General features: G+C 62.8%; 21 protein-coding genes and 1 pseudogene. 11 read left to right on the top strand and 11 right to left on the bottom strand.

Features of this window, described 5'->3' with window-relative positions; genetic code table 11:
• The first annotated feature begins 283 nt into the window (after positions 1–283).
• The 3 genes and pseudogenes from rpiB to JN756_RS18140 all read left to right on the top strand — a co-directional run.
• Entirely contained in the window at positions 284–745 is a 462-nt protein-coding gene (gene rpiB / locus JN756_RS18150) for a ribose 5-phosphate isomerase B (RefSeq protein ID WP_017846657.1), read from the top strand.
• A gap of 63 nt (positions 746–808) precedes the next feature.
• The gene (locus JN756_RS18145) at positions 809–1789 is read left to right on the top strand and encodes a sugar-binding transcriptional regulator (RefSeq protein ID WP_017846656.1); all 981 of its coding nucleotides are present in this window, start codon (positions 809–811) and stop codon (positions 1787–1789) included.
• Between the two features lie 389 nt (positions 1790–2178).
• Positions 2179–3474: pseudogene (locus JN756_RS18140) on the top strand (TerC family protein); the annotation flags it as partial.
• A gap of 2 nt (positions 3475–3476) precedes the next feature.
• Here the strand turns inward: JN756_RS18140 and JN756_RS18135 are convergent.
• Positions 3477–3839, bottom strand: coding sequence for a thioredoxin family protein (locus JN756_RS18135; protein WP_057005440.1), 363 nt, complete (start codon positions 3837–3839; stop codon positions 3477–3479).
• A gap of 372 nt (positions 3840–4211) precedes the next feature.
• On the opposite strand from JN756_RS18135, the gene JN756_RS18130 reads away from it, so the two are divergent.
• The 8 genes from JN756_RS18130 to JN756_RS18095 all read left to right on the top strand — a co-directional run bounded on the left by JN756_RS18130 (position 4212) and on the right by JN756_RS18095 (position 10813).
• Positions 4212–5060, top strand: a complete 849-nt coding sequence (locus JN756_RS18130) for a transporter substrate-binding protein (protein ID WP_017846653.1) — start codon at positions 4212–4214, stop codon at positions 5058–5060.
• 52 nt (positions 5061–5112) lie between these two features.
• Complete coding sequence (locus tag JN756_RS18125) at positions 5113–5775, top strand: amino acid ABC transporter permease (RefSeq protein ID WP_046383111.1); 663 nt, start codon at positions 5113–5115, stop codon at positions 5773–5775.
• Between the two features lie 11 nt (positions 5776–5786).
• Complete coding sequence (locus tag JN756_RS18120; protein ID WP_201021151.1) at positions 5787–6449, top strand: amino acid ABC transporter permease; 663 nt, start codon at positions 5787–5789, stop codon at positions 6447–6449.
• The gene (locus JN756_RS18115; protein ID WP_017846650.1) at positions 6446–7228 is read left to right on the top strand and encodes an amino acid ABC transporter ATP-binding protein; all 783 of its coding nucleotides are present in this window, start codon (positions 6446–6448) and stop codon (positions 7226–7228) included. Before JN756_RS18120 ends, JN756_RS18115 begins: the two co-directional genes overlap by 4 nt.
• 23 nt (positions 7229–7251) lie before the next feature.
• Positions 7252–7641 carry a RidA family protein gene (locus JN756_RS18110; RefSeq protein WP_017846649.1) on the top strand — a complete coding sequence of 130 codons (390 nt, stop codon included), beginning with the start codon at positions 7252–7254 and terminating at the stop codon, positions 7639–7641.
• Positions 7642–7807: 166 nt separating this feature from the next.
• A complete protein-coding gene (locus JN756_RS18105; RefSeq protein ID WP_046385252.1) occupies positions 7808–8572 on the top strand; it encodes an IclR family transcriptional regulator in 765 nt (254 codons plus the stop codon).
• Between the two features lie 9 nt (positions 8573–8581).
• Positions 8582–9790 carry an amino acid deaminase gene (locus JN756_RS18100; protein WP_017846647.1) on the top strand — a complete coding sequence of 403 codons (1209 nt, stop codon included), beginning with the start codon at positions 8582–8584 and terminating at the stop codon, positions 9788–9790.
• Positions 9791–9907: 117 nt separating this feature from the next.
• The gene (locus JN756_RS18095) at positions 9908–10813 is read left to right on the top strand and encodes a sugar kinase (protein WP_201021150.1); all 906 of its coding nucleotides are present in this window, start codon (positions 9908–9910) and stop codon (positions 10811–10813) included.
• Between the two features lie 112 nt (positions 10814–10925).
• Here the strand turns inward: JN756_RS18095 and JN756_RS18090 are convergent, their stop codons facing one another.
• The 10 genes from JN756_RS18090 to JN756_RS18045 form a co-directional block, all read right to left on the bottom strand.
• The gene (locus JN756_RS18090) at positions 10926–11201 is read right to left on the bottom strand and encodes a peptidylprolyl isomerase (RefSeq protein WP_046383114.1); all 276 of its coding nucleotides are present in this window, start codon (positions 11199–11201) and stop codon (positions 10926–10928) included.
• A 32-nt stretch (positions 11202–11233) separates the two neighbouring features.
• Positions 11234–13042, bottom strand: coding sequence for an ATP-binding protein (locus tag JN756_RS18085; RefSeq protein ID WP_057005437.1), 1809 nt, complete (start codon positions 13040–13042; stop codon positions 11234–11236).
• Positions 13043–13181: 139 nt separating this feature from the next.
• Positions 13182–15137, bottom strand: a complete 1956-nt coding sequence (locus JN756_RS18080; RefSeq protein WP_169865650.1) for an acetoacetate--CoA ligase — start codon at positions 15135–15137, stop codon at positions 13182–13184.
• Positions 15138–15295: 158 nt separating this feature from the next.
• The gene (locus JN756_RS18075; RefSeq protein ID WP_017846642.1) at positions 15296–16069 is read right to left on the bottom strand and encodes a 3-hydroxybutyrate dehydrogenase; all 774 of its coding nucleotides are present in this window, start codon (positions 16067–16069) and stop codon (positions 15296–15298) included.
• Between the two features lie 7 nt (positions 16070–16076).
• A complete protein-coding gene (locus JN756_RS18070; protein WP_046383116.1) occupies positions 16077–17468 on the bottom strand; it encodes a GntP family permease in 1392 nt (463 codons plus the stop codon).
• Between the two features lie 285 nt (positions 17469–17753).
• Complete coding sequence (locus JN756_RS18065; RefSeq protein ID WP_201021149.1) at positions 17754–19154, bottom strand: sigma-54 interaction domain-containing protein; 1401 nt, start codon at positions 19152–19154, stop codon at positions 17754–17756.
• Positions 19155–19261: 107 nt separating this feature from the next.
• Positions 19262–20839, bottom strand: coding sequence for an ABC transporter ATP-binding protein (locus JN756_RS18060; RefSeq protein ID WP_046383118.1), 1578 nt, complete (start codon positions 20837–20839; stop codon positions 19262–19264).
• Between the two features lie 10 nt (positions 20840–20849).
• Positions 20850–21872, bottom strand: coding sequence for an ABC transporter permease (locus JN756_RS18055; RefSeq protein WP_057005433.1), 1023 nt, complete (start codon positions 21870–21872; stop codon positions 20850–20852).
• A complete protein-coding gene (locus JN756_RS18050) occupies positions 21872–22933 on the bottom strand; it encodes a microcin C ABC transporter permease YejB (protein ID WP_057005432.1) in 1062 nt (353 codons plus the stop codon). The genes JN756_RS18055 and JN756_RS18050 overlap by 1 nt, the downstream gene beginning before the upstream one ends.
• Positions 22933–24792, bottom strand: a complete 1860-nt coding sequence (locus JN756_RS18045; protein ID WP_057005431.1) for an extracellular solute-binding protein — start codon at positions 24790–24792, stop codon at positions 22933–22935. The genes JN756_RS18050 and JN756_RS18045 overlap by 1 nt, the downstream gene beginning before the upstream one ends.
• Positions 24793–24855: the final 63 nt, after the last annotated feature.

Below are 24855 nucleotides of genomic sequence, written 5' to 3'. Positions count from 1 at the left end.
CGGCGTGTCCTCGTGCTGTGAATTCTTATTAGGTCGCACAGTCATGTTTCGCTGTGAGCATATGTGTATCAAATGAAATTCTGATCAGTCAATCTCTTTCATGTAAAAGCTGGGATTCTGATGTTTTTCGCCAATAACGCCTTTCTAGACCGCTTTGACTGCCGGGTCAGTTAAATCATGCTTGACAGAGAGGGGGTGATGCCCGCGAAATGACTGAACGATATTTCACTGAGTGATCATCTGATCAGTCATAAGTACGACCTCGGCAGCGGAGCCAGACGCCATGAACACACCTTTCCCGGTGGCTATCGGATGCGATGAAGCGGGTTTTGAGCTCAAAGAGCTGTTAAAGCGCCATATCGAGACGCTGGGCTACCCGGTGACCGACTTCGGCACCCATTCCACCGCGCCGGTGCTCTATCCGGACATCGCGCTGGCCGTGGCCAATGCCATCAATGCCGGGCAGCAGCGCCTGGGCGTGCTGGTATGCGGCACCGGGATCGGCATGGCCATCTCGGCGAACAAGGTGTTGGGGATTCGCGCGGCACAGGCCCATGACACGTACTCGGCGGAGCGCGCGCGCAAGAGCAACGATGCGCAGATCCTGTCCATCGGCGCACGGGTGATCGGCGCCGAGCTGGCCAAGAGCATCGTCACTGCGTTCCTGGCCTCGGAGTTCGAGGCGGCGCGTTCCGGGGCCAAGGTCGCGCGCATCAATGCGATCGAGCGCGATGGGCATCAGTAGTGGACGTGGCGGGGCAAGAGTCGGGAGAATGTGCCTTTGACGCCGAAACGGAAGCCCGTCCCCATGAGTGACAGTAGCCAGCGCATTGCCAGCGATATCGATCAGATGACCGAAGTGGCGATGCTCTATTACCTCGAAAACGTCACTCAGGAAGCCATTGCCAAGCGCTTTGACCTGTCGCGGGCAAAAGTCAGCCGCCTGCTCAAACGTGCGCGCGATGAAGGCATTGTCGAAGTGCGCGTGTTGCAGCACCCGGCGATGAACAATGAGCTGGAACGCGCCTTGGTGGAGCGCTTCAAGCTCGACCGTGCCCTGATCGCCGTCGACCACAGCGACCCCGACACCCAGCGCTCGGCCGTCGCCAGCCTGGTGGCCAATTACCTGAACAAGACTTTGAGCGACGGCATGATCGTCGCCGTGGGCATGGGCCGTAACGTTGGCGCGGTGGCCGATAACGTGTTCCTGCCGGTGACGCGCAATTGCACATTTGTCTGCGCCATCGGCGGTTCGCTCAAGGCTGGCGAATACATGAACCCCGACCATATCTGCCGGCGCCTGGCCCTGCGCTTTGGCGGCGAGAGTGAAAGCCTGTACGCGCCGGCCCTGGTGGCCAACCCGGAACTGCGCGGCGTGCTGATCAATAACGACACGGTGCGCTCGACCCTCGATCGGGCGCGGCGTGCCGACATTGCGCTGATCGGCATCGGCGACATGAGCGAGAACAGCAACATGGTACGCATGGGCTGGTTCTCGCCCCAGGAGATTGCCCAGGCGCGGTTGTCCGGCACGGTGGGCGACATGATGGGGTATGACTTTATCGATATCCACGGGCAGCCGGCGGTCAACGCCATCCAGGGGCGGGTGATCGGGCTGACGGTGCAGGAGTTGTTCCGGATTCCGGATGTGGTGGCGATTGCCAGCGAGAACACCAAGGCGGCGGCCACGTTGGGGGCGTTGCGGTCGGGGGTGATCAACACCCTTGCGACCACGGTCACGAATGCTCATACCATATTGGCGCTGGATGAAGCGACCCGTAAAGCCTGACACGCCACAGGTCAAAGTGTGGGAGGGGTGGTGCGACGATTTGACTTGCTTCCGATAGTGGTTTTTCAGTTACTCATATGCTGGCTGATACACCGTCATCGGGGGCAAGCCCCCTCCCACATGGGGTGTTAGGGGGGGGGGGGGGACAGGTTTTGTAATGGTTTTGTGTTGTAGGGAATTTGTATTTCGAATGTAGGATTGAGGTCCTTTTGTTATTTCAGGACTTGCATGAACGCCCTTTCGGAGCCCCCCAGTCGTCTTTCTCCAAGACAACCGCTGTCGCTGTTCCCGCTGAAGCACCTCGTATTCCAATGGTTAACCCTTTCCCGGTCCCCTGACCGCGCTTTGCCGTGCCCGGCATTCTGAACACCGATAAAGAGACTCTATAAATGGAATGGTTAGCGGACCCTACGGCCTGGCTTGGCCTGTTGACGTTGATTGTGTTGGAACTGGTGCTGGGCATCGACAACCTGGTGTTTATCGCGATCCTGGCGGACAAGTTGCCGCCGGAGCAGCGCGACCGTGCGCGGTTGATCGGCTTGTCCCTGGCCTTGCTGATGCGCCTGGGCTTGCTGGCGAGTATTTCCTGGTTGGTGACCCTCACCCAGCCGTTGTTCGAGGTGTTCGACAAGAGCTTCTCCGGGCGTGACCTGATCATGCTGTTCGGCGGTGTGTTCCTGTTGTTCAAGGCCACCATGGAATTGCATGAACGCCTTGAAGGCCATGTGGCGCAACGCTCGGGCAATGTGGCTTATGCGATGTTCTGGCCGATCGTCGCGCAGATCGTGGTGCTCGACGCGGTGTTCTCCCTCGACGCGGTGATTACCGCCGTGGGCATGGTCGATGAGTTGGCGGTGATGATGATCGCGGTGATTATTTCCATCGGCCTGATGATCGTCGCGAGCAAGCCGCTGACCCGCTTCGTCAACGCGCACCCGACGGTGATCATGCTGTGCCTGGGCTTCTTGATGATGATCGGTTTCGCCCTGACCGCCGAAGGCCTGGGCTTCCACATTCCGAAGGGCTACCTGTATGCGGCGATTGGTTTCTCGATCCTGATCGAGGTGTTCAACCAGATTGCCCGGGCCCGGCGCAAGAAGTCGGCGCAAGGCGTGTTGCCCGTGCGTGAGCGCACCGCCCATGCGGTGATGCGCTTGCTCGGCGGTCGCAGTCTGGCGCAGGAAGAGCTGGGCGAAGAGGTGGCTGACCTGCTGGGTGAGCCGGATGTGACTCAGGGCCCGCTGTTCGACCGACGTGAGCGCGTAATGATCAGCGGCGTGCTGCAACTGGCCGCGCGGCCGATCCGCAGCTTGATGACGCCACGGGCCAAGGTCGACTTTATCGATTTGGCGGACGATCGCGATACTATCCGCCTGAAACTGATGCGTTCGTCCTGCTCGCGCCTGCCGTTGATCCGCAACGGTGCTGTCGATGAGCCATTAGGTTTTGTGCATAAGAAGGAATTGCTCAAGGATTACCTGGCCGGCAACGAACCGGACCTTGAGCAACTGGCGCGCCGGGCGATCAACTTGCTGGCGAGTTGCTCGATCCTCAACGCCCTGGAACAGATGCGCCAGGCCTCGACCCACATCGCCTTCGTGATCAATGAGTGCGGTGAGTTCATCGGCGTGTTGAGCATGACCGATATTCTTGAGTCCATTGCCGGCGAGTTGCCGGACGCCACGGTTCATGCAGGTTTTCCGGGGGGCGGTGCCACAGGCGTGGCCGGATAGGCTTGGGTGTACCGCTTGAAGGCGCTTTCCAGCGCGTCTTCGGCAAGGCCGGGGAGGGCGTCGAGCAGTACCTGGTCGCGGTAGATCAGCAGCATTGGAATGCGGTCGACACGCGGATGCTTGGGCGTGTTGACGCAGTCAAGGATCAAGACTTTGGCCTGGTCCTTGTAACGCTCGCTGATTCGCATGAAGCGCGGCATCGCGTCACTGCACGCGGTGCAGTCATGTGACATGAACACGATAAACACAGGCTGCGGGGTATTCAGTTCCCGTTCAAACGCAGCCTTGTCCTCAACCACCGCGTTGACATAGTTCACGAGGGCTTCTCCCTGTTGCACCTGCGCTTACGCTAGGTGGGAAGAACGCCTGCGTCTACTGTCAAACTTCACAGGTCGCTCGCACGCCCGTCAGAACCCGTTCAAGTGCGCGCACTGCCACGGTGCGCGGTAACGCCAGGCTGGTGCACCCAGGTGAGCCTGTCACCACAGTGTGGGGCCTTGGGTAGCAGAGGGATTGCACCTGCTGGCGATACGCCTTGTGCCGCATGAATGTTTATATCGCTGATTTAAAACGAGTTTATTCCCAACCTATTTTCCCACTCGTGCGTATGGCACACTTTCTGCTGTCTATTCCGTTGTTACATACTAAGTTCCGGTATAGCGGAATACACAATTCCTGGAGTGCTTGTCATGCATCACCGACCTTCCGTGTTCAAAGCGTGTGTTTTTCTCTTCGCCGCATCGGCTTCCCTCGCAAGCACTGTGCAGGCGGCGGGTAGCAAGCTCGATGATGTGCTCAAGCGTGGGCATCTGATCGTGGGTACAGGCAGTACCAATGCGCCGTGGCACTTCCAGGGAGCGGATGGCAAGTTGCAGGGGTTTGATATCGACATCGGCCGCATCGTGGCCAAGGGCTTGTTCAATGACCCGAGCAAGGTCGAGTTTGTGGTGCAGTCCTCCGACGCGCGGATTCCCAACCTGCTGACCGACAAAGTCGACATGAGTTGCCAGTTCATTACCGTCACCGCCAGCCGTGCGCAGCAGGTGGCGTTTACCTTGCCGTACTACCGCGAAGGCGTCGGCCTGCTGCTGCCGAACAACAGCAAATACAAGGAAATCGAGGACCTGCAGGCTGCTGGCGACGGCGTCACCGTGGCCGTGCTGCAAAACGTCTACGCCGAAGAACTGGTCCACCAGGCGCTGCCCAAGGCCAAGGTCGACCAGTACGACAGCGTCGACCTGATGTACCAGGCGGTGAACTCCGGCCGCGCCGATGCCGCCGCCACCGACCAGTCTTCGGTCAAGTACCTGATGGTGCAGAACCCTGGGCGCTACCGCAGCCCGGCGTATGCCTGGAGCCCGCAAACCTACGCGTGCGCGGTCAAGCGTGGCGACCAGGACTGGCTGAACTTCGTCAACACCGCACTGCACGAAGCCATGACCGGTGTGGAATTCCCCACCTACAAGGCCTCGTTCAAGCAATGGTTTGGCGTCGACCTGCCGGAGCCGGCGATTGGTTTCCCCGTCGAGTTCAAGTGATTCGTGAAAACCGGGGCGCCGCGAACGGCGCCCCCATCAGGTACTGTCGACTATGAACTATCAGTTGAACTTTGCCGCCGTGTGGCGCGACTTCGACACCTTGCTGGCGGGGCTGTGGCTGGGCCTCGAACTGGCGCTGCTGTCGATCGCCATCGGTTGCGTGATCGGCCTGCTGATGGCGTTTGCCATGCTGTCCAAGCACCGCGCGCTGCGCCTGTTGGCCTCGGTGTATGTGACGGTGGTGCGCAATACGCCGATCCTGGTGCTGATCCTGTTGATCTACTTCGCCTTGCCCAGCCTGGGTATCCGCCTGGACAAGATCCCGTCGTTCATCATCACCCTGTCGCTGTACGCCGGTGCCTACCTGACCGAAGTGTTCCGCGCCGGGCTGCTGAATATTCCCAAGGGCTTGCGCGAAGCCGGGTTGGCCATCGGCCTGGGCGAGTGGCGGATCCGCGCCTATATCACCGTGCCGGTGATGCTGCGCAACGTGCTGCCAGCGCTGTCGAACAACTTCATTTCGCTGTTCAAGGACACCTCGCTGGCCGCCGCGATCGCGGTGCCGGAGCTGACCTATTACGCCCGCAAGATCAACGTCGAAAGCTACCGGGTGATTGAAACCTGGCTGGTCACGACCGCGCTCTACGTGGCCGCCTGTTACCTGATCGCCATGCTGCTGCGTTACCTGGAGCAGCGTCTGGCAATCCGTCGTTAGAAGAGGCTCGCATGTACCAATCCCCCAACTGGCTGCATGAGTTGTGGATCGCCCGGGACACCCTCTGGGCCGGGTTCCAGGCCAGCGTCTATGTCTCGGCGCTGGCGATTATCTTCGGCACCCTGATCGGCATCGTCGCCGGGTTGATCCTGACCTACGGCAGATTCTGGATGCGCCTGCCGTTTCGTCTGTATGTCGACCTGATCCGTGGCACGCCGGTGTTTGTGCTGGTGCTGGCGTGTTTCTACATGCTGCCGGCGCTCGGTTGGCAGATCAGCGCGTTCCAGGCCGGTGCGGTCGGGCTGACGCTGTTCTGCGGCTCCCATGTCGCCGAGATCGTGCGCGGTGCGCTGCAGGCCATTCCCCGCGGGCAAATGGAAGCGGGCAAGGCGATTGGCCTGACGTTCCACCAGTCCCTGGGCTACGTGCTGTTGCCCCAGGCGCTGCGGCAGATTTTGCCGACCTGGGTCAATTCCTCCACGGAAATCGTCAAGGCCTCGACCCTGCTGTCGGTGATCGGTGTCGCCGAGTTGCTGCTCAGCACCCAGCAGGTGATCGCGCGCACCTTCATGACCCTGGAGTTCTACCTGTTCGCGGGTGTTCTGTTTTTTGTCATCAACTACGCCATCGAGTTATTCGGGCGCTACATTGAAAAGCGGGTGGCCTTGCCATGAACCAACCTCAAACGACCCAACCGCTGCTGGACATTCGCGGCCTGCGCAAACAATACGGCACGGTGGAAGTGCTCAAGGGCGTCGACCTGTCCATGCAGCGCGGCAACGTGGTGACGTTGATCGGCTCCAGCGGCTCGGGCAAGACCACGCTGCTGCGCTGCGTCAACCTGCTCGAAGAGTTCCAGGGCGGGCAGATCAGCCTGGATGGCGAGTCCATCGGCTACAGCGACATCGCCGGCAAGCGCGTGCGCCACCCGGAGCGGGTGATCGCCCAGCACCGCGCCATGACCGGCATGGCCTTCCAGCAGTTCAACCTGTTCCCGCACCTGACGGCGCTGCAGAACGTCACCCTGGGCTTGTTGAAAGTTAAGAAAATGCCTAAGGACGAAGCCGTGGCCTTGGCGGAAAAATGGTTGGACCGTGTAGGGCTCCTGGAACGCCGCAATCACTTCCCCGGCCAGTTGTCCGGCGGCCAGCAACAGCGCGTGGCCATCGCCCGTGCGATTGCGATGAACCCCAGCCTGATGCTGTTCGACGAAGTCACCTCGGCCCTCGACCCGGAACTGGTGGGCGAAGTACTCAGTGTGATCAAGGGCCTGGCGGAAGAGGGCATGACCATGTTGCTGGTGACCCATGAGATGCGCTTTGCCTACGAAGTCTCGGACAAAATCGTCTTCATGAACCAGGGGCGCATTGAAGAACAGGGCTCGGCGAAGGACATCTTCGAACGCCCGCAGTCGCCGCGCCTGGCGGAATTCCTGAAGAACATTCGTTTTTAACTGTCAGTCAAGGAGCACTATTTATGAGCATTACTCGTTACGGCACCGGCAGCACCGCCGGCGGCGGCCAGCCTCGGCCTTTCGCCCGCGCGGTGGAAGCGGACGGCTGGCTCTACGTCTCGGGCCAGGTGCCAGCGGTGGACGGTGAAATCATCAGCGGCGGTATCGTCGAGCAAACCCGCCAGACGATGCGCAACGTGGTGGCGATTCTCGAAGAGGCTGGCTACGCCTTGAACGACGTGGTGCGCGTCGGCGTGTGGCTGGAAGACCCACGGGATTTCTGGAGCTTCAACAAAGTCTTCGGCGAATACTTCAGCCCCGAACACGCCCCGGCACGTGCCTGCGTGCAGGCCAACATGATGGTGGATTGCAAGGTCGAGATCGATTGCGTGGCCTACAAGAAAAAGGGCTAAATGCCCCACTCTTGAAACCACAGTAGATCCAATGTGGGAGGGGGCTTGCCCCCGATAGCGGTACTCCAGTAACAGATGTGTTGACTGACACACTGCAATCGGGGGCAAGCCCCCTCCCACAAGGGATCACTGTGCAGCACATACCTTTCAGCGGACCGAAACTTCCATGACCGAAGACACCATCAAACGCCGCGCCAAAGGCCTGGACCGTGCATTCGATATCCTCGATTTCCTCAAGGAAGTCGGCCAGCCCCTGCGCCCGAATGATATCGCCAGCGGCATCGGCAGCCCCAAGTCCACGGTCTACGAGTTGGTCGCCTCCTTACTGGAACGCCGCATCCTGGAAACCGTGGGCAAGGACGGGCACGTCTACCTCGGCCGTCAGCTGTACTTCCTCGGTCAGGCGCACCTGCGCCATTTCGACCTGACCCGCGAGGCCGACCACGCCTTGCAGGCAATCGTCAGCCAGACCCACGAAACCGCGCAGATGTGCCTGCTCAACGGGCGCAAATACACGGTGGCGCTGATGCGTGAAGGCGAGCGGCATTTCCGGATTTCCTCGGACATCGGCGAAAACGCACCGATCCCGTGGACCGCGTCCGGGCGTCTGTTGCTGGGGCATTTGAGCGACCAGCAGATCGTCGACCTGATCGACCCCGACGATTTCATCCTGCCGGACGGCCAGCGCTTGCCGCTGGAGACCTTCCTCGCACAGATCCGTCAGGCCAGCGTCGATGGCTTCTTTTCCTTCGACAGCGTGGCCGACACCTTTACCCATTGCTTTGCCGCCCCGGTCCGGGACGCGCAGGGCGTCAGCATTGCGACCCTGTGCATCGTCGCGCCCCGCGCCGATGCCAGTAAAAACTACAACGACTACCGCCGGGTGTTGATCGAAAGCGCCAACAACCTGGCCCGTCGCATCAACGAATAGGAGCAGTTCATGCCTGCCATCAACGCCGTTGCAAAGGGCGCCGCCGCTGTCGGCGCCCATCTGGTCCGTGACGTCAGCCTGCCGGCCCTGGTGCTGCACCGCGACGCCCTCGAACACAACATCCGCTGGATGCAGGCCTTTGTCAGCAACAGCGGCGCCGAGCTTGCGCCCCATGGCAAAACCAGCATGATGCCGGCCCTGTTCCAGCGCCAGATCGCCGCTGGTGCCTGGGGCATCACCCTGGCCAGCGCGGTACAGACCCGCGCCGCCTATGCCGGCGGTGTGCGCCGTGTGTTGATGGCCAACCAACTGGTGGGCGCGCCGAACATGGCGTTGATCGCCGACTTGCTGGCCGACGCGGACTTCGACTTCCACTGCCTGGTCGACCACCCGGACAACGTCGCCGACCTGGGCCTGTTCTTCGCCGCCCGTGGCCTGCGCCTGAACGTGATGATCGAGTACGGCGTGGTCGGCGGCCGTTGCGGTTGCCGCAGCGAGCAAGAGGTGCGCGACCTGGCCACGGCGATCAAGGCCCAGCCGGCGCTGGCCCTGACCGGTATCGAAGGCTACGAAGGCGTGATCCACGGCGAACACGCCATCACTGGCATCCGCGACTTCGCCGCGAGCCTGGTGCGCCTGGCGGTGGACCTGCAGAACAACGGCTCGTTCGACCTGGCCAAGCCCATCGTCACCGCGTCGGGATCGGCCTGGTATGACCTGATAGCCGAGTCCTTCGAAGCGCAAAACGCCGCCGGGCGTTTCCTCAGCGTGCTGCGTCCCGGCAGCTACGTGGCCCATGACCATGGCATCTACAAAGACGCGCAATGCTGCGTGCTCGACCGGCGCAGCGACCTCAGCGAAGGCCTGCGCCCGGCGTTGGAAGTCTGGGCCCACGTGCAATCGTTGCCTGAGCCTGGCTTCGCGGTGGTCGCCCTGGGCAAGCGCGATGTGGCCTACGACGCCGGTTTGCCGGTGCCGCTCAAGCGCTACAAGGCCGGGATCGTGCCGGCGCAAGGCGATGATGTGAGCGCGTGCAAGGTCACGGCTGTGATGGACCAGCATGCGTTCATGAGCGTCGCGCCGGGGGTTGAACTGCGCATCGGCGACATTATTTCCTTCGGCACTTCCCACCCGTGTCTGACGTTCGACAAGTGGCAGGTCGGTTGCCTGGTGGATGAGCAACTGCAGGTGATCGAGTCACTGCATACCTGCTTCTAGACCGCGTCGCCTCCATCGTGAGCAAACCCGCTGCGCCCTTTGGATGTGTGAACACATTCAAAGGTAGGAGCGGGCTCGCCCGCGAAGGGGCCATCAGCCGCACCGGAGACAACAGGCATGAACACCACACCCCGCATCGCCCTCATCGGCGAATGCATGATCGAACTGCAACACCGCGCCGACGGCAGCCTGCACCAGAGCTTCGGCGGCGACACCCTGAACGCCGCGGTGTACCTGCGCCGCGAGTTGGGGGCGCTCGGCCACGTCGACTACGTCACCGCCCTGGGCGATGACAGCTTCAGCGACGCCATGTGCCAACAGTGGACCGACGAAGGCCTGGGCCTGAGCATGGTCCAGCGCCTGCCCGGGCGGTTGCCGGGGTTGTACTGCATCCAGACCGACGCCAACGGCGAGCGCAAATTCCTCTACTGGCGCAACGAAGCGGCCGTGCGCGACTGCTTCACCACGCCCGCCGCCGCACCGATCCTGGCAGCGTTGCCGGGCTATGACGTGGTGTATTTCAGCGGCATCACCCTGGCGGTGCTCGGTGAAGTCGGGCGCGAGCGCTTGTTGCAGGCCTTGATCGAAACCCGTCGGCGCGGCGGCCGGGTGGTGTTCGACAACAACTACCGGCCGCGTTTGTGGGCGAGTGTCGAGGCGGCGCGTGCGGCCTATCACAAAGTGTTGGCCGAGGTGGATATGGCCTTGCTGACCGAGGATGACGAGCGCGCGTTGTTTGGTCATGCCGACAGCGAGCAGGTGTTCGCAGCGTATCCGGCAGTCGCGGAAGTCGTGCTCAAGCGCGGCGCCGAGGACTGTTTGCTCCGTTGCGCAGGCCAGCGTTTTGCGGTGCCGGCGTTGCCGGTCGAGACGGTGGTGGACACCACGGCGGCGGGGGACTCGTTCAGCGCGGCGTACCTGGCCAGTCGGATCAAGGGCGGCTCGCCGCAAGAGGCGGCCTTGGCCGGGCATCGGTTGGCGAGCCGGGTGATCCAGGTGCCGGGGGCGTTGATTCCTAGATAGTCGGTGAATGGCCGCCTGCGGCGGATCGGGGGCAAGCCCCCTCCCACAGTGCGCGCAATGCGGTCAACTGTGGGAGGGGGCTTGCCCCCGATAGCGCCCTAAAGCCAACCCCTCAATCCCGATAAAACACCTGCACCAAGTGATACCCAAACTTGCTCTTGACCGGCCCATGCACCACCCGCAGCGGCTTCTTGAAGATCACCGCATCAATCGCGCCGACCATCTGCCCCGGCCGGATCTCGCCCAGATCGCCGCCGCGCTTGCCGGACGGGCAGGTGGAGTACTTCTTGGCCAGCACGTCGAACGCTTCGCCCTTGGCGATGCGCTGCTTGAGCTGTTCGGCTTCTTCACTGGTTTTCACCAGGATATGGCGGGCTTGGGCTTTCATGGTTCTCTACCGGGGTGTGCGACGGCGCGCGATTATGCCTGAACTGGATCGTCGACGCTGATCATGCTGCGGATTTTGGTGGCGAGCACGTCGATGGAAAACGGCTTGGCCACCATGTCCATGCCGTCTTCCAGAAAGCCCTGGCGTTCGGCGGCTTTTTCCGCATAACCGGTCATGAACAGGATGCGCAGGCCCGGGCGGTGCTGACGGGCGATTTCCGCCAGTTGCCGGCCGTTCATGCCCGGCAGACCGACGTCGGTCACCAGCAAATCCACGCGCAAGTCCGATTCCAGCAGCGGCAAGGCCGTGCGTGCATCCGCGGCCTGGTGCGCGGTGTAGCCCAGTTCATCGAGGACATTGACCACCAGCATGCGTACCGCCGGGTCGTCCTCGACCACCACCACAGCCTCTCCGGCCAGGGCCACGGGCGCGGCCTCACTGAGGCTGGCCGGCAAGCTGCTTGCCAGGGAAGTGCCGTGCAGGCGCGGCAGATACAAGCGCACGCAGGTGCCCTGGCCCGGTTCGCTGTGGAGGGTCACATGGCCGCCGGATTGCTGGGCGAAGCCATAGATCATCGACAGCCCCAGGCCGGTGCCCTGGCCGATGGGCTTGGTGGTGAAAAACGGATCGAAGGCTTTGGCCAGGATTTTCGGCGCCATGCCGGTGCCGTTGTCGCGCACGCCGAGCATCACGTAATCACCGGCCTTGACCGGTTCCGGGGTGGTGATGTCGGTGCCGTCGAGGTAGCTGTTGGCGGTTTCGATCAGCAGTTCGCCGCCATCGGGCATCGCATCCCGCGCGTTGATCACCAGGTTGAGCAGGGCGTTCTCCAACTGGCTGGCGTCGCTGTTCACCGGCCAGATATCGTGGCCCAGTTGCACCTTGAGCGTGATGTGCGCGCCCTTGGTGCGCTGGAACAAGTCTTCCAGCGAGGCCACCAACTGGTTCGGGTCGAGCGGGCGGCGGTCCAGTGACTGGCGCCGCGAGAACGCCAGCAGGCGGTGGGTGAGGGCGGCGGCGCGATGGGCGGAGGCCACGGCGGCGTCGGCAAAGCGGCCGATGTCGTCGCTGCGCCCGGCGGCGATGTAGCGTTGCATCAGGTCCAGGCTGCCGATGATGCCGGTGAGCATATTGTTGAAGTCATGGGCGATGCCGCCGGTGAGTTGGCCCACCGCTTCCATCTTCTGCGCGTGGCGCAGGGCGTCTTCGGCGCGTTCGCGTTCGACCATCTCGTTTTGCAGGCGCTGGTTGGCCTCGGCCAGTGCCAGGGTGCGCTGGGCCACACGCTCTTCGAGGTTTTCGTTGAGGTGGCGCAGGCGTTGCTCGGTGCTTTGCTGGGCTTTGAGGCTGGCTTCGGAGCGCTGTTGCAGTTCCTGGGTGAACTGGCGGCGTTCGTTGGTTTCGATGGCGGTGACGAGGATGCCGGCGACGCTGCCGCGTTCATCGCGGATCGGGCTGTAGGTCAGGTCGAGCCAGATCTCGGTGTCGCGCTGGTTGCGTTGCAGCACAAAGCGCTGCTCGCTGAAGGCGCGCACCTGGCCGCTGAAGACCGCGTCATAGATCGGCGCGGTGAAACTGTGCAATTCCGGCCAGGTCTGGTGCGCCGGCTGGCCCATCGCGTCGGGGTGCTTGTTGCCCGCCAGCAGGGCGAAGGCGTCGTTGTAGAGTTGGATGAGTTCGCGGCCCCACAACAGCTGCATCGGCATCGGCGAGTGGACGACGATATCCACGGCGGTACGCAGGCTTTGCGGCCAATCATTGGCCTCACCGAGGGGGTTTTTGGCCCAGTCCAGCCGCGCAATCAATGCGGCGGCTTCGCTACCGGTGGATGTTTCCTTCATAAAAAGCCCTGAGCGTAACGCTTTGAAAAATGACAACAGCGATTATCCGGTGGGATAACGGTGGGTGACTACCCCCGAAAAATAGCATGCATTGGGCTTTTTTCTGCAAATGAGTGCGTTGGCGCTGAAACCTTTCATCTTAAAGCGCCAGCTCAGGTCGGTCGCGAAACTGTGCCAGGGCCTCCGGGTTGGCCAGCGCGTCGGTGTTTTTCACCGGTTCGCCGTGTACCACATTGCGCACCGCCAGTTCGACGATCTTACCGCTGATGGTGCGCGGGATATCGCTGACAGCGAGGATCTTCGCCGGTACATGGCGTGGTGTGGTATTGGCGCGGATCACCTGGCGGATCTGCTGTTCGAGGGCGTCATCCAGTTCGACGCCGTCGTCGAGTCGCACGAACAGCACGACTCGCACATCGTCTTGCCAGCGTTGGCCAATGGCCAGGCTTTCCAGCACTTGCGGGACTTTTTCCACCTGCCGATAGATCTCGGCGGTGCCGATCCGCACGCCGCCAGGGTTGAGCACCGCGTCGGAGCGCCCGTGAATCAGCAGGCTGCCGTTGGGCCGCTGTTCGGCGTAGTCGCCCTGGGCCCACACGCCGGGGAATTGGCTGAAATAGGAGGCGCGCAGCTTTTTCTGCTGCGGGTCGTTCCACAGGCCGATGGGCATGGCGGGGAAGTGCCGGGTACACACCAGTTCGCCTTTTTCACCGAGCAACGGCCGCCCCTGGTCGTCCCACACCTCGATGGCCATCGCCAGGCTCTTGCATTGCATTTCGCCGCGGCGTACCGGCAGCACCGGGTTGCCGATGACGAAGCAGGAGACGATATCGGTGCCGCCAGACATCGATGACAGGCACACCTCGGCCTTGATCTCGCGGTACACGTAGTCGTAGCTCTGCGGCGACAGCGGCGAGCCAGTCGAAATCAGGCCCTTGAGGCTGCTCAGGTCATGGCTCAGGCGCGGCTGCAGGCCGGCTTTTTCCAGGGTGGCGAGGAACTTGGGGCTGGTGCCGAACACGCTGATCCGTTCCGCGTCGATCAGGTCGATCAAGCGCTCGGGGCCAGGGTGAAACGGCGAACCGTCGTACAGCACGGCGGTGGCGCCGAGCGCGAGTACCGAAACCAGCCAGTTCCACATCATCCAGCCGCAGGTGGTGTAGTAGAACAGGCAATCCTCGCGGGACAGGTCCGCATGCAGGCCGTGCTCCTTGAGGTGGGTGAGCAGCACGCCGCCGGTGCCGTGGATGATGCATTTGGGCACGCCGGTGGTGCCGCTGGAATAGAGGATATACAGCGGATGGTCGAACGGCACCGCGACGAACTCAGGCGTGCCGCCGGGTTGGTAGAAGTCACTCCACAGCGCGACATTGGCGTCGCTCCGATAGTCCTCGACCCGCGCCTGGGGCCGGGCATACGGCACGACGATCAGGTGCTGCAGGGAGGGCAGGCGTTCGAGGATCTCGTTGAGCTTGGCGCTCTGATCGATGGTTTTGCCGGCGTAGCGGTAACCGGCGCAGGCGATCAGCACCTTGGGCTCGATCTGGCCGAAACGGTCGATCACGCCTTGGGTGCCGAAGTCCGGCGATGAGCACGACCAGATCGCGCCCAGGCTGGTGGTGGCCAGCATGCCGACCAGGGTTTGCCAGGTGTTGGGCATGCACGCGGCAACCCGATCGCCCAGCCCGACCCCGGCCGCCCGCAGGCTGCGTTGCAGGCCGGCGACGTGGGCCGCCAGTTCGGCGTAGCTCAGTTGCTCGCGCTGGCCGTCTTCGCTGATGGCGACCACGGCGGGGTGAGCGTCGCGACGGCGCAGCAGGTGCTCGGCAAAGTTCAGGGTTGCGCCGGGGAACCACTCGGCGCTGGGCATCGCGGCGCCTTCGATCAATACCGCGCTGGGCGGGCTGCGAAACTGCACGTCGAAAAACGCCACGATCGCCTGCCAGAAGTCGGCGCGCTGGTCGATGCTCCACTGGTGCAACGCCGGGTAGTCGTCGAGCTGCACGCTGTAGCGCTGATTGATAAAGCGCCGGAACTGGTCCATCCGGGTGTGGCGGATGCGTTCGGCGGAGGGTTGCCAGAGGATCTCGGACATAAGCACGTCTCTTATTCTTGTACAGGTCTTCCAAACAATAGCGTTCCAATGTGGGAGGGGGCTTGCCCCCGATGGCAGTGGGTCAGTACCGCATGTGCTAGCTGATACTCCGCCATCGGGGGCAAGCCCCCTCCCACATTGGATTTTCTGTGTTTGGTCTATTGAGCCAGCCAACCACCATCGATGTTCCATGCCGCGCCGCGCACTTGGGCACCGGCCTCGCTGCACAAAAACAATACCAGCTCACCCAGTTGCGGCGGGGTGACGAACTCCAGCGACGGCTGCTTCTCTGCCAGTAAATCATGTTGCGCCTGCTGCGGGTCGACGCCGTTGGCCGCGCGATCATCGATCTGCTTCTGCACCAGCGGCGTCAGCACCCAGCCGGGGCAGATCGCGTTGCAGGTCACGTTGCTGGTGGCGGTTTCCAGGCCGACCACTTTGGTCAGGCCGATCACGCCATGCTTGGCCGCGACGTAGGCGGCCTTGCCCACCGAACCCACCAGGCCATGCACCGAGGCGATATTGACGATGCGCCCCCAGCCCTTGGCCTTCATGCCCGGCAGGCTCAGGCGCGTGCTGTGGAACACCGACGACAGGTTGATCGCGATGATCGCATCCCAGCGCTCCACCGGAAACTCGTCCACCGCCGCCACATGCTGGATGCCGGCGTTGTTGACCAGAATATCCACGCCGCCGAATTCGCGCTCGGCGTAGGCGAGCATGTCGGCGATCTGCGCCGGGTCGCTGACGTCCGCCGGGTGATGCCCGACCTTGCCGCCGAACGCCTGTACCTGGGCGATCACCGCGCTGGCGTCGCCGAAGCCGTTGAGGATCAGGTTGGCGCCGGCCTCGGCCAGGCTCAGCGCTATGCCCAGGCCGATACCGCTGGTGGAGCCGGTGACCAGGGCGGTCTTGCCGTTCAAATTCGTCATGAAAACCTCACACAATGCCGGTGGCGTAGAAAGTACCGATCACCACGAACACCGCGAGGGTCTTAATGATCGTGATGCCGAAGATGTCCTTGTAGGCTTCGCGGTGGGTCAGCCCGGTGACCGCCAGCAAGGTGATCACCGCGCCGTTGTGGGGCAGGGTGTCCATGCCGCCGCTGGCCATGGCCGCGACCCGGTGCAGCACTTCAAGGGGAATATTCGCCGCATGGGCCGCCGCAATGAAACTCTCGGACATCGCCGCCAGGGCGATGCTCATGCCGCCGGACGCCGAGCCGGTGATACCGGCCAGCAGCGTCACGGTAATCGCTTCGTTGACCAGCGGGTTGGGGATGCCCTTGAGCCAGTCCGCCAGCACCAGAAAGCCCGGCAGCGAGGCGATCACCGCACCGAAGCCGTATTCCGAGGCGGTGTTCATCGCCGCCAGCAGCGCACCGCTGACCGCGCTCTTACTGCCTTCGGCGAGCTTGCTTTTGATCGCTGACCAGCCGAACACCAGCACCATCACGATGCCCACCAGCAACGCCGCCTGCACCGCCCAGATCGCGGTGAGCTTGGCGATTTCGGTGGTCACCGGCGCGCTCATGCCCGGCAGGCTGAGGCTGTGGGTCTTGCCGTACCACTGCGGGATCCAGTGGGTGAACAGCAGGTTCATCACGCCCACCAGGAGCAGCGGCGACAGCGCGATCCAGGGGTTGGGCAGGCTCAGGTTCTCGGCGGTTTCCGGCTCGTTGCGCAGTTCGGTGCCGTAGCCTTCACCGGCCCGTTGCGCCTTGTTGCGCTGGCGCGCCAGGTAGAGCATGCCGCTGCAGAACACGAAGATCGTGCCGATCAGCCCCAGCCACGGCGCAGCCCAGGCGGTGGTGTTGAAGAACGTGCTGGGGATGATGTTCTGGATCTGCGGCGTGCCGGGCAGCGCGTCCATGGTGAACGAGAACGCGCCGAGGGCGATGGTCGCCGGGATCAGGCGCTTGGGGATGTCGCTCTGGCGGAACATCTCCGCCGCGAACGGGTACACCGCAAACACCACCACGAACAGCGACACGCCGCCGTAGGTGAGCAGGGCGCAGACCAGCACGATCACCAGCATCGCCTGGCGCGTGCCGAGCAAGCGGATTGCGGCCGCCACGATCGAGCGCGAGAAACCCGACAGCTCGATCAGCTTGCCGAACACGGCACCGAGCAGGAACACCGGAAAATACAGTTTGATGAAACCGACCATTTTCTCCATGAACACCCCGGTAAACGCCGGAGCGACCGCGGACGGGTCGGTGAGCAGGACAGCGCCGAGGGCGGCGATGGGGGCAAACAAGATGACGCTGTAGCCACGGTAGGCAGCCAGCATCAGCAGCGCGAGGGCTGCCAAGGCAATGATCACACTCATGGTGTGTCTCCATCAGATTGTTATTTTTGTGGGGTGATGCGTTGGAGGAGGGCTATAGCGAGATGCGTGCCATGTTCATAACCTATTGAAATAAATAGATATTATTGTATCCATGAACAAGCTTTTCAGATCTGGTCTCAATTCAGAGACAAAAACACATCAAAGGTGGGAGGGGGCTTGCCCCCGATAGCGGTGGCTCTGTAAAGAATAGGCTGACTGAGGCACTGCCATCGGGGGCAAGCCCCCTCCCACAAGGATTGTCTTTGTTTTGAGAATTTTGTCTCTTTATTGAGATGTGGCCAGGCCCAGCGCGACCATTTTCTTGTACAAGGTCGACCGGCCCAGCCCCAAGCGCTGGGCCGCGGCCACCACATTCCCGCCGCAGGCCTTGAGCGCCGCGGTGATCAGCTGCCGATCGAAGCGCTCCCGCGCCGCCGCGAATGTCTCGCCTTCGAACGTTTCCATCGCCTCGCGCGCCACCGGGCTGAACGTGCCGATCGCGGCGCGAATCTCAGCCGCGCCCAACACCCGGTCATCGCTCAACAACGCCGCGCGTTCCAGCACGTTGCGCAGTTCACGGATATTCCCCGGCCATGCATGCCGCGCCAACAGCGCCAGGGCCTCGCGGTCCAGTTCGTGGTGGCTGCGCAGGTCTTCGAGGATCGCTTCGCTCAGCGCCGGAATATCCTCCAGGCGTTCGCGCAACGGCGGCACCTGGATCGGCAGCACATTCAGCCGGTAATACAGGTCGGCGCGAAACTCGCCGCGTTTGATCGCCGCTTCCAGGTCCATGGACGTGGCGGCGATCACCCGCACGTCGCTGTGCCGCATGTCGTTGGAGCCGACCGGTTCGTATTCCTTCTCCTGCAACACCCGCAACAGCTTGCTTTGCAGCGGCAGGGGCATGTCGCCGATTTCATCGAGAAACAGCGTGCCGCCCTGGGCGATCTGCAACTTGCCGGGGCGGCCTTTGCGGTCGGCGCCGGTAAACGCGCCGGGCGCGGTGCCGAAGAACTCGGCTTCGAGCAGGTCATGGGGAATGGCCGCGCTGTTGATGCTGACAAATGCCTTGTGCGCCCGCGTCGAGGCGCCGTGGATCGCCTGGGCCAGCAACTCCTTGCCGGTGCCGGTTTCGCCGAGCAGCAACACCGGCGACTCGGCACTCGCACTGCGCCGTGCGCGGCGTTTGACTTCGAGGCTGGTGGCGCTGGTGCCGATAAAGTGCGCAAAGGTGTACTTGCTCTGGCGTGAACGCAGCAGCGAGCGGGTGGACGCCAGTTCTTGCTGCATGCTCAGGTAACGCTCGATCAGCGGCGACAGGTTGCGCAGCTCATCGAACAGCGCAAAACCGATGGCGCCGATCACCGCGCCGGCGTCGTTGTGGATCGGCAGGCGCATCACCACCAACGGGCCTTTGGGCGTGTCCTGGATATCCAGCAGGATCGGCTGGTCGTTGCGCACCACCTGGCGCAACAGGCTGTTGGCGATGACCTGTTCGCAGGGTTGGCCGATGGCTTCGTCGGCGCTCTTGAGGCCGAAGCGCTTGGCGTAGCGCTCGTTCATCCACACGATGTTCGCGTCGCGGTCGACAATCACCGTGCCTTCGCTGGACTGCTCGATGATCTCGAACAGCGACTGGATGGCCAGGCCGCGAACCTGTTGGTAGTCCTTGAGGCTGGTACTCATGCGTGCAGAATCCTGTAGGAGCGAGCTTGCTCGCGAAAAACGTTAACGATGACGCGGCCTGCTGGTTGAACGCGGTGTCCTTGCGCTTTTCGCGAGCAAGCTCGCTCCTACAAGGGGATGTGTGCGGCGGCCAGCAGTTCCTGGGTGTACGGGTGTTGCGGCGATTCAAACACATCATGGCTGGCGCCGCGCTCCACCACCTTGCCGTCCTTGATCACGATCATGTCGTGGGCCATGGCGCGCACCACGGCCAGGTCATGGCTGATGAACAGGTAGGTCAGGCCGTACTTGTCCTGCAGCTCACGCAGCAACGCTACCACTTGCTTCTGCACCGTGCGGTCGAGGGCCGAGGTGGGTTCGTCGAGCAGCATCAGCGCCGGCTTGAGCACCAGCGCGCGGGCGATGGCGATGCGCTGGCGCTGGCCACCGGAAAACTCGTGGGGGTAACGATACCGGCTGGCCGGGTCGAGGCCGACGTCCTTGAGCACCTGGATCACCTGCGCGTCACACTCGGCGAGGCTGCACGGTGCGTGGACTTCCAGGCCTTCGCTGATGATCTGCTGCACCGACATGCGCGGGCTGAGGCTGCCGTAAGGGTCCTGGAACACCACCTGCATCTGCTTGCGCCACGGGCGCATCTGTTTGTGGTTGAGCGCGTCGAGGGCGACGCCCTGGAAGCGGATGCTGCCGGTGGAGTCCAGCAGGCGCAGGATCGCCTGGCCCAGGGTGGATTTGCCCGAGCCCGACTCGCCGACGATGCCCAGCGTCTTGCCGCGCTGCACGCTGAGGCTGATGCCGTCCACCGCGCGCAGGTAGGTCTTGCGCTGAAACAGGCCGCCGCCGAGGGGGAATTGCACGCTCAGGTCGTCGACCTGCAACACCGTTTCGCGCGTTTCGCCGCACAGCACCTCGCCCGCCGGTTCAGCGTCGAGCAGCAAGCGGCTGTAGGGGTGTTGTGGCGCGTTGAACAAGGTTTCGCAGTCGGCCTGTTCGACGATCTCGCCGGTATGCATCACACACACGCGCTGCGCCATGCTGCGCACCAGGTTGAGGTCGTGGCTGATCAGCAGCAGCGACATGCCCAGGCGTTGCTGCAAGGACTTGAGCAGCAGCAGGATCTTGCGCTGCACGGTCACATCCAACGCGGTGGTGGGCTCGTCGGCGATCAGCAGTTCCGGCTCGCAGGCCAGGGCCATGGCGATCATCACGCGTTGGCGCTGGCCGCCGGAGAGTTGGTGCGGATAGGCCTTGAGCCGTTCCTGGGGGTTCTGGAGGCCGACCAGTTCGAGCAGTTCAATGATGCGCGCCTGTGCTGCTTTGCCGCCCATACCTTTGTGCAACAGCAGGGTTTCGCCGATCTGCTTTTCGATGCTGTGCAGCGGGTTGAGGGAGGTCATCGGCTCCTGGAAGATCATGGCGATGCGGTCGCCACGCAGCTTTTGCAGGGTGGCCGCCGATGCGCCGATCAACTCTTGGCCGCGATAGCGCACGGAGCCGCTGGTTTGCGTGCCGGCTTCGGGCAGCAGTTGCAGAATCGAAAGGGCCGTCACCGACTTGCCCGAGCCCGACTCGCCGACCAGCGCCAGGCACTCGCCGGGGCGCACATCCAGGCTCAGGTTGCGCACCACGGTCTGGCCGCTGAAGGCGACGCAGAGGTCGCGGATCTCGATCAGGTTGTCGCTCATACAGACTCACTCATGCACGGGGGTCGAAGGCATCGCGCAACGCCTCGCCGATAAATACCAGCAGCGACAGAATCAGCGCCAAGGTGAAAAACGCCGTCAGGCCCAGCCATGGCGCTTGCAGGTTCTGCTTGCCCTGGGCGATCAACTCACCCAGCGACGCGCTGCCCGCCGGCATGCCGAAACCGAGGAAATCCAGGGCGCTCAAGGTGGAAATCGCCCCGGTCAAAATAAACGGCAGGTAGCTCAGGGTGGCCGTCATTGCATTGGGCAGGATGTGTCGGCGCATGATCTTGGCGTCGCTCAAACCCAGGGCCCGCGCCGCCTTGACGTACTCCAGGTTGCGCCCGCGCAGGAACTCGGCGCGCACCACGTCCACCAGGGCCAGCCAGGAAAACAGCGCCATGATCCCCAGCAGCCACCAGAAGTTCGGTTCGACAAAGCCGGACAGGATGATCAGCAGGTACAGCACCGGCAACCCGGACCACACTTCCAGCACCCGCTGACCGATCAGGTCGACCCAGCCGCCGTAGTAACCCTGCAACGCGCCCGCGGCGATGCCGATGCTCGCACTGATCGCGGTGAGCGCCAGGGCAAACAGGATCGACACCCGCGCGCCGAAGATCACCCGCGCCACCACGTCGCGCGACTGGTCGTCGGTGCCCAGCCAGTTCACCGCCGAGGGCGGGCTGGGGGCAGGGCGGGTCAGTTCGTAGTTGGGCGTGTCGTCGTTGAACGGCACTGGCGGGAACAGCATCCAGCCGCCGTCCTGCTTGATCAGCTTCTGTACGTAGTCGCTGCGATAGTCGGCCTGGAACGGTAATTGCCCGCCAAACTGCTGCTCGGTGTAGCGCTTGAACACCGGAAAATACAGCTCGTTCTTGAAGCTCAACACCAAGGGCTTGTCATTGGCGATCAACTCGCCACCCAGGGTCAGGATGAAGAGGCCGATAAACAGCCACAGTGACCACCAGCCGCGGCGGTTCTTCTTGAACCGCTCGAAACGCCGACGGGCCACGGGAGATAGATTGAACATCAGGCGTTCCTCGCGGCGAAGTCGATACGCGGGTCCACCAGGGTGTAGCAGAGGTCGCCGATCAGTTTTATCAAGAGGCCGAACAGGGTGAAGATAAACAGCGAACCGAACACCACCGGGTAGTCGCGGGACACCGCGGCTTCGTAGCTCATGCGCCCGAGACCGTCGAGGGAAAAGATCACCTCGATCAGCAGCGAGCCGGCAAAGAACACGCTGATAAACGCCTGGGGAATCCCCGAGATCACCAGCAGCATCGCATTGCGGAACACATGCCCGTACAGCACCTGCCGTTCGCTCAAGCCTTTGGCGCGGGCGGTGACCACGTATTGGCGCGTGATCTCATTGAGGAACGAGTTTTTCGTCAGGATGGTCAGGGTGGCGAACCCGCCGATCACCAGCGCCGTGACCGGCAAGACCAGGTGCCAGAAATAGTCGGCGACCTTGCCCACCGTGCTCAGTTCGTCGAAGTTTTCCGAGACCAGGCCGCGCACCGGGAACCAGTTCAGCGAGGTGCCGCCAGCGAACACCACGATCAGGAACATCGCAAACAGGAACGCCGGCATCGCATAGCCGATCACGATGGCTGTGCTGCTCCACACATCGAAGTTGCTGCCATGGCGCACCGCCTTGCGGATCCCCAGGGGAATTGACACCAGGTAGGTGATCAGCGTGGCCCACAGGCCGAGGGAGATGGTCACCGGCATCTTTTCCAGGATCAGGTCGGTGACGGTCGCGCCGCGAAAGAAGCTGTTGCCGAAGTCCAGCCGGGCGTAGCTCTTGAGCATCAGCCACAGGCGCTCCGGCGCCGGCTTGTCGAAGCCGTATTGTTTTTCGATGTCCTTGATCAGTTTCGGGTCCAGGCCACGGCTGGCCCGCGAGCCGCTGCCGAGGCCTTCGCCGGCGGAACCGCCGATGCCGCCGCCGCCGATCCCTTGCAGGTGGGCGATCGCCTGTTCCACCGGCCCGCCGGGCGCGGCCTGCACGATCACGAAATTGACCAGCAGGATGATCACCAGCGTCGGGATGATCAACAGCAGGCGCCGCACGATATAGGCAAACATCAGCGCATCCCTCCGCGTTTTTTAAGCTCCGCGCTCATTTGTGCGTTTGTCAGTGGCGTGGGGCTGATTTCCCACCAGGTTTCCAGGGCTTCGTCATTCTTCGCCTCGATCGCCGGGCGGCCGAAGCGGTTCCACCACGCGGCGGACGTGCCGGGCGGGTAGTAATTGGGGATCCACAGGTAGTTCCATTGCAGCACCCGGTCCAGGGCGTGGGCGTAGGTGAGCATCTGCGCCTGGGTGTTGGCTTTCACCAGGCCCTTGATCAGGCTGTCGACGGCCGGGTCCTTGAGCACCATGTAGTTGTTGGCGCCCGGGTCGAACGCGGCGCTGGAGCCGAAGTAGTTGTACAACTCCATCCCCGGCGAGGTGGTGACCGGGAAGCCGGTGACGATCATGTCGTAGTCCCGCGTCATCAGCCGGTTGACGTACTGCGAGGAGTCGATGCGGCGGATAATCAGGGTGATGCCGATCTGCGCCAGGTTGCGCTTGTACGGCAGCAACAGACGCTCGAGGCCGGGTTGGGCATAGAGGAAGGTGAATTCCAGCGGCTCGCCCTCGGCGTTGACCAGCTTGTCGCCGTCGGGGTTCCAGCCGGCTTCTTCCAGCAGGGCCAAGGCTTGCAGTTGCTTGTCGCGGATCATGCCGCTGCCGTCGGTGACCGGGGCTTTGAAGACCTGGCTGAACACCTCGTCGGGCACCTGGCCGCGCAGGGGTTCGAGGATCGCCAGCTCTTCCGGGGTCGGCAATTCGCTCGCGGCCAGCGGGCTATTGGAGAAGTAGCTCTGCTGGCGGATGTACAGGTTGCGCATCATCTGCCGGTTGGCCCATTCGAAATCCCACAGCATCGCCAGGGCCTGGCGCACGCGGCGGTCCTGGAACATCGGTTTCTGCACGTTGAACACATAGCCTTGGGCCGGTTGCGGCATCTCTTTGGCCAGGTGCGCGCGTTGCAGGCGCCCGTCGTCCAGCGCCGGGCCGTTGTAGCCGATGGAATAACCGGTGGCGGAGAACTCGCGGTTGAAGTCATACGCGCCGCCACGCAGCACCTGGCGCGCCACTTCGGTGTCGCCGAAATATTCCAGGCTCAGGTGATTGAAGTTGTACAGACCGCGGCTGACCGGCAAGTCCTTGCCCCACCAATCAGGGTTGCGGGTAAAGGTGATGGTGCTGCCCGCGTCGATCTTGCTGATTTTGTACGGGCCGCTGCCCAGCGGCGCTTCGTAGCCGCCGCCGTTGGCGAAGTCGCGGGTTTTCCACCAGTGCTCGGGGAACACCGGCAGGGTGGCGATATCCAGCGCCAGGGTGCGGTTTTCATCGCTGGAAAAATCGAAGCGCACCTGGCGTTCGCCTTCGACTTCGACGTGTTTGACGTCGGCGAACAGCGTGCGAAAGCGCAGGCTGCCCTGGGTCATCAGCAAATCGAAGCTGTAGCGCACGTCTTCGGCGGTGATCGGTGTGCCATCGGCAAAACGGGCCTTGGGGTTGAGGTAGAAGCGCAGCGACAGGCCGTCGTCCGCGCGTTCCATCTTCTCGGCGACCAGGCCGTAGACCGTGTACGGCTCGTCCAGGGAGCGCAGGGCCAGGGGCGAGTAGAGCCAGCCGTCGATCTGGGACACGCCGATGCCTTTGTCGATATAGGGCAGCACATGGTCGAAGCGCCCGATCTCGATGGCCGAACGCCGCAGGCTGCCGCCCTTGGGCGCGTTGGGGTTGGCATAGTCGAAATGGCTGAAGCCGGTGCCATATTTGGCCGGTTCGCCATACACGGTCAGGTAGGTTTGCGGGGCCGCGATCACAGCGGTGCTGGCCAGCAGCAGGGCCAGGGTGGAGCTGAATAGAGTCGAAAAAGCCAGTCGCATTATCTGCCTTGAGCGCCGGGTGAAGGAGAATAGGGATTTGTACGCTAACGGCCTGAGCATCGC

The organism is Pseudomonas sp. Y39-6 (assembly GCF_023651955.1).
GTDB lineage: Bacteria > Pseudomonadota > Gammaproteobacteria > Pseudomonadales > Pseudomonadaceae > Aquipseudomonas > Aquipseudomonas veronii.
This window is presented reverse-complemented; position numbering and strand designations above follow the sequence as displayed.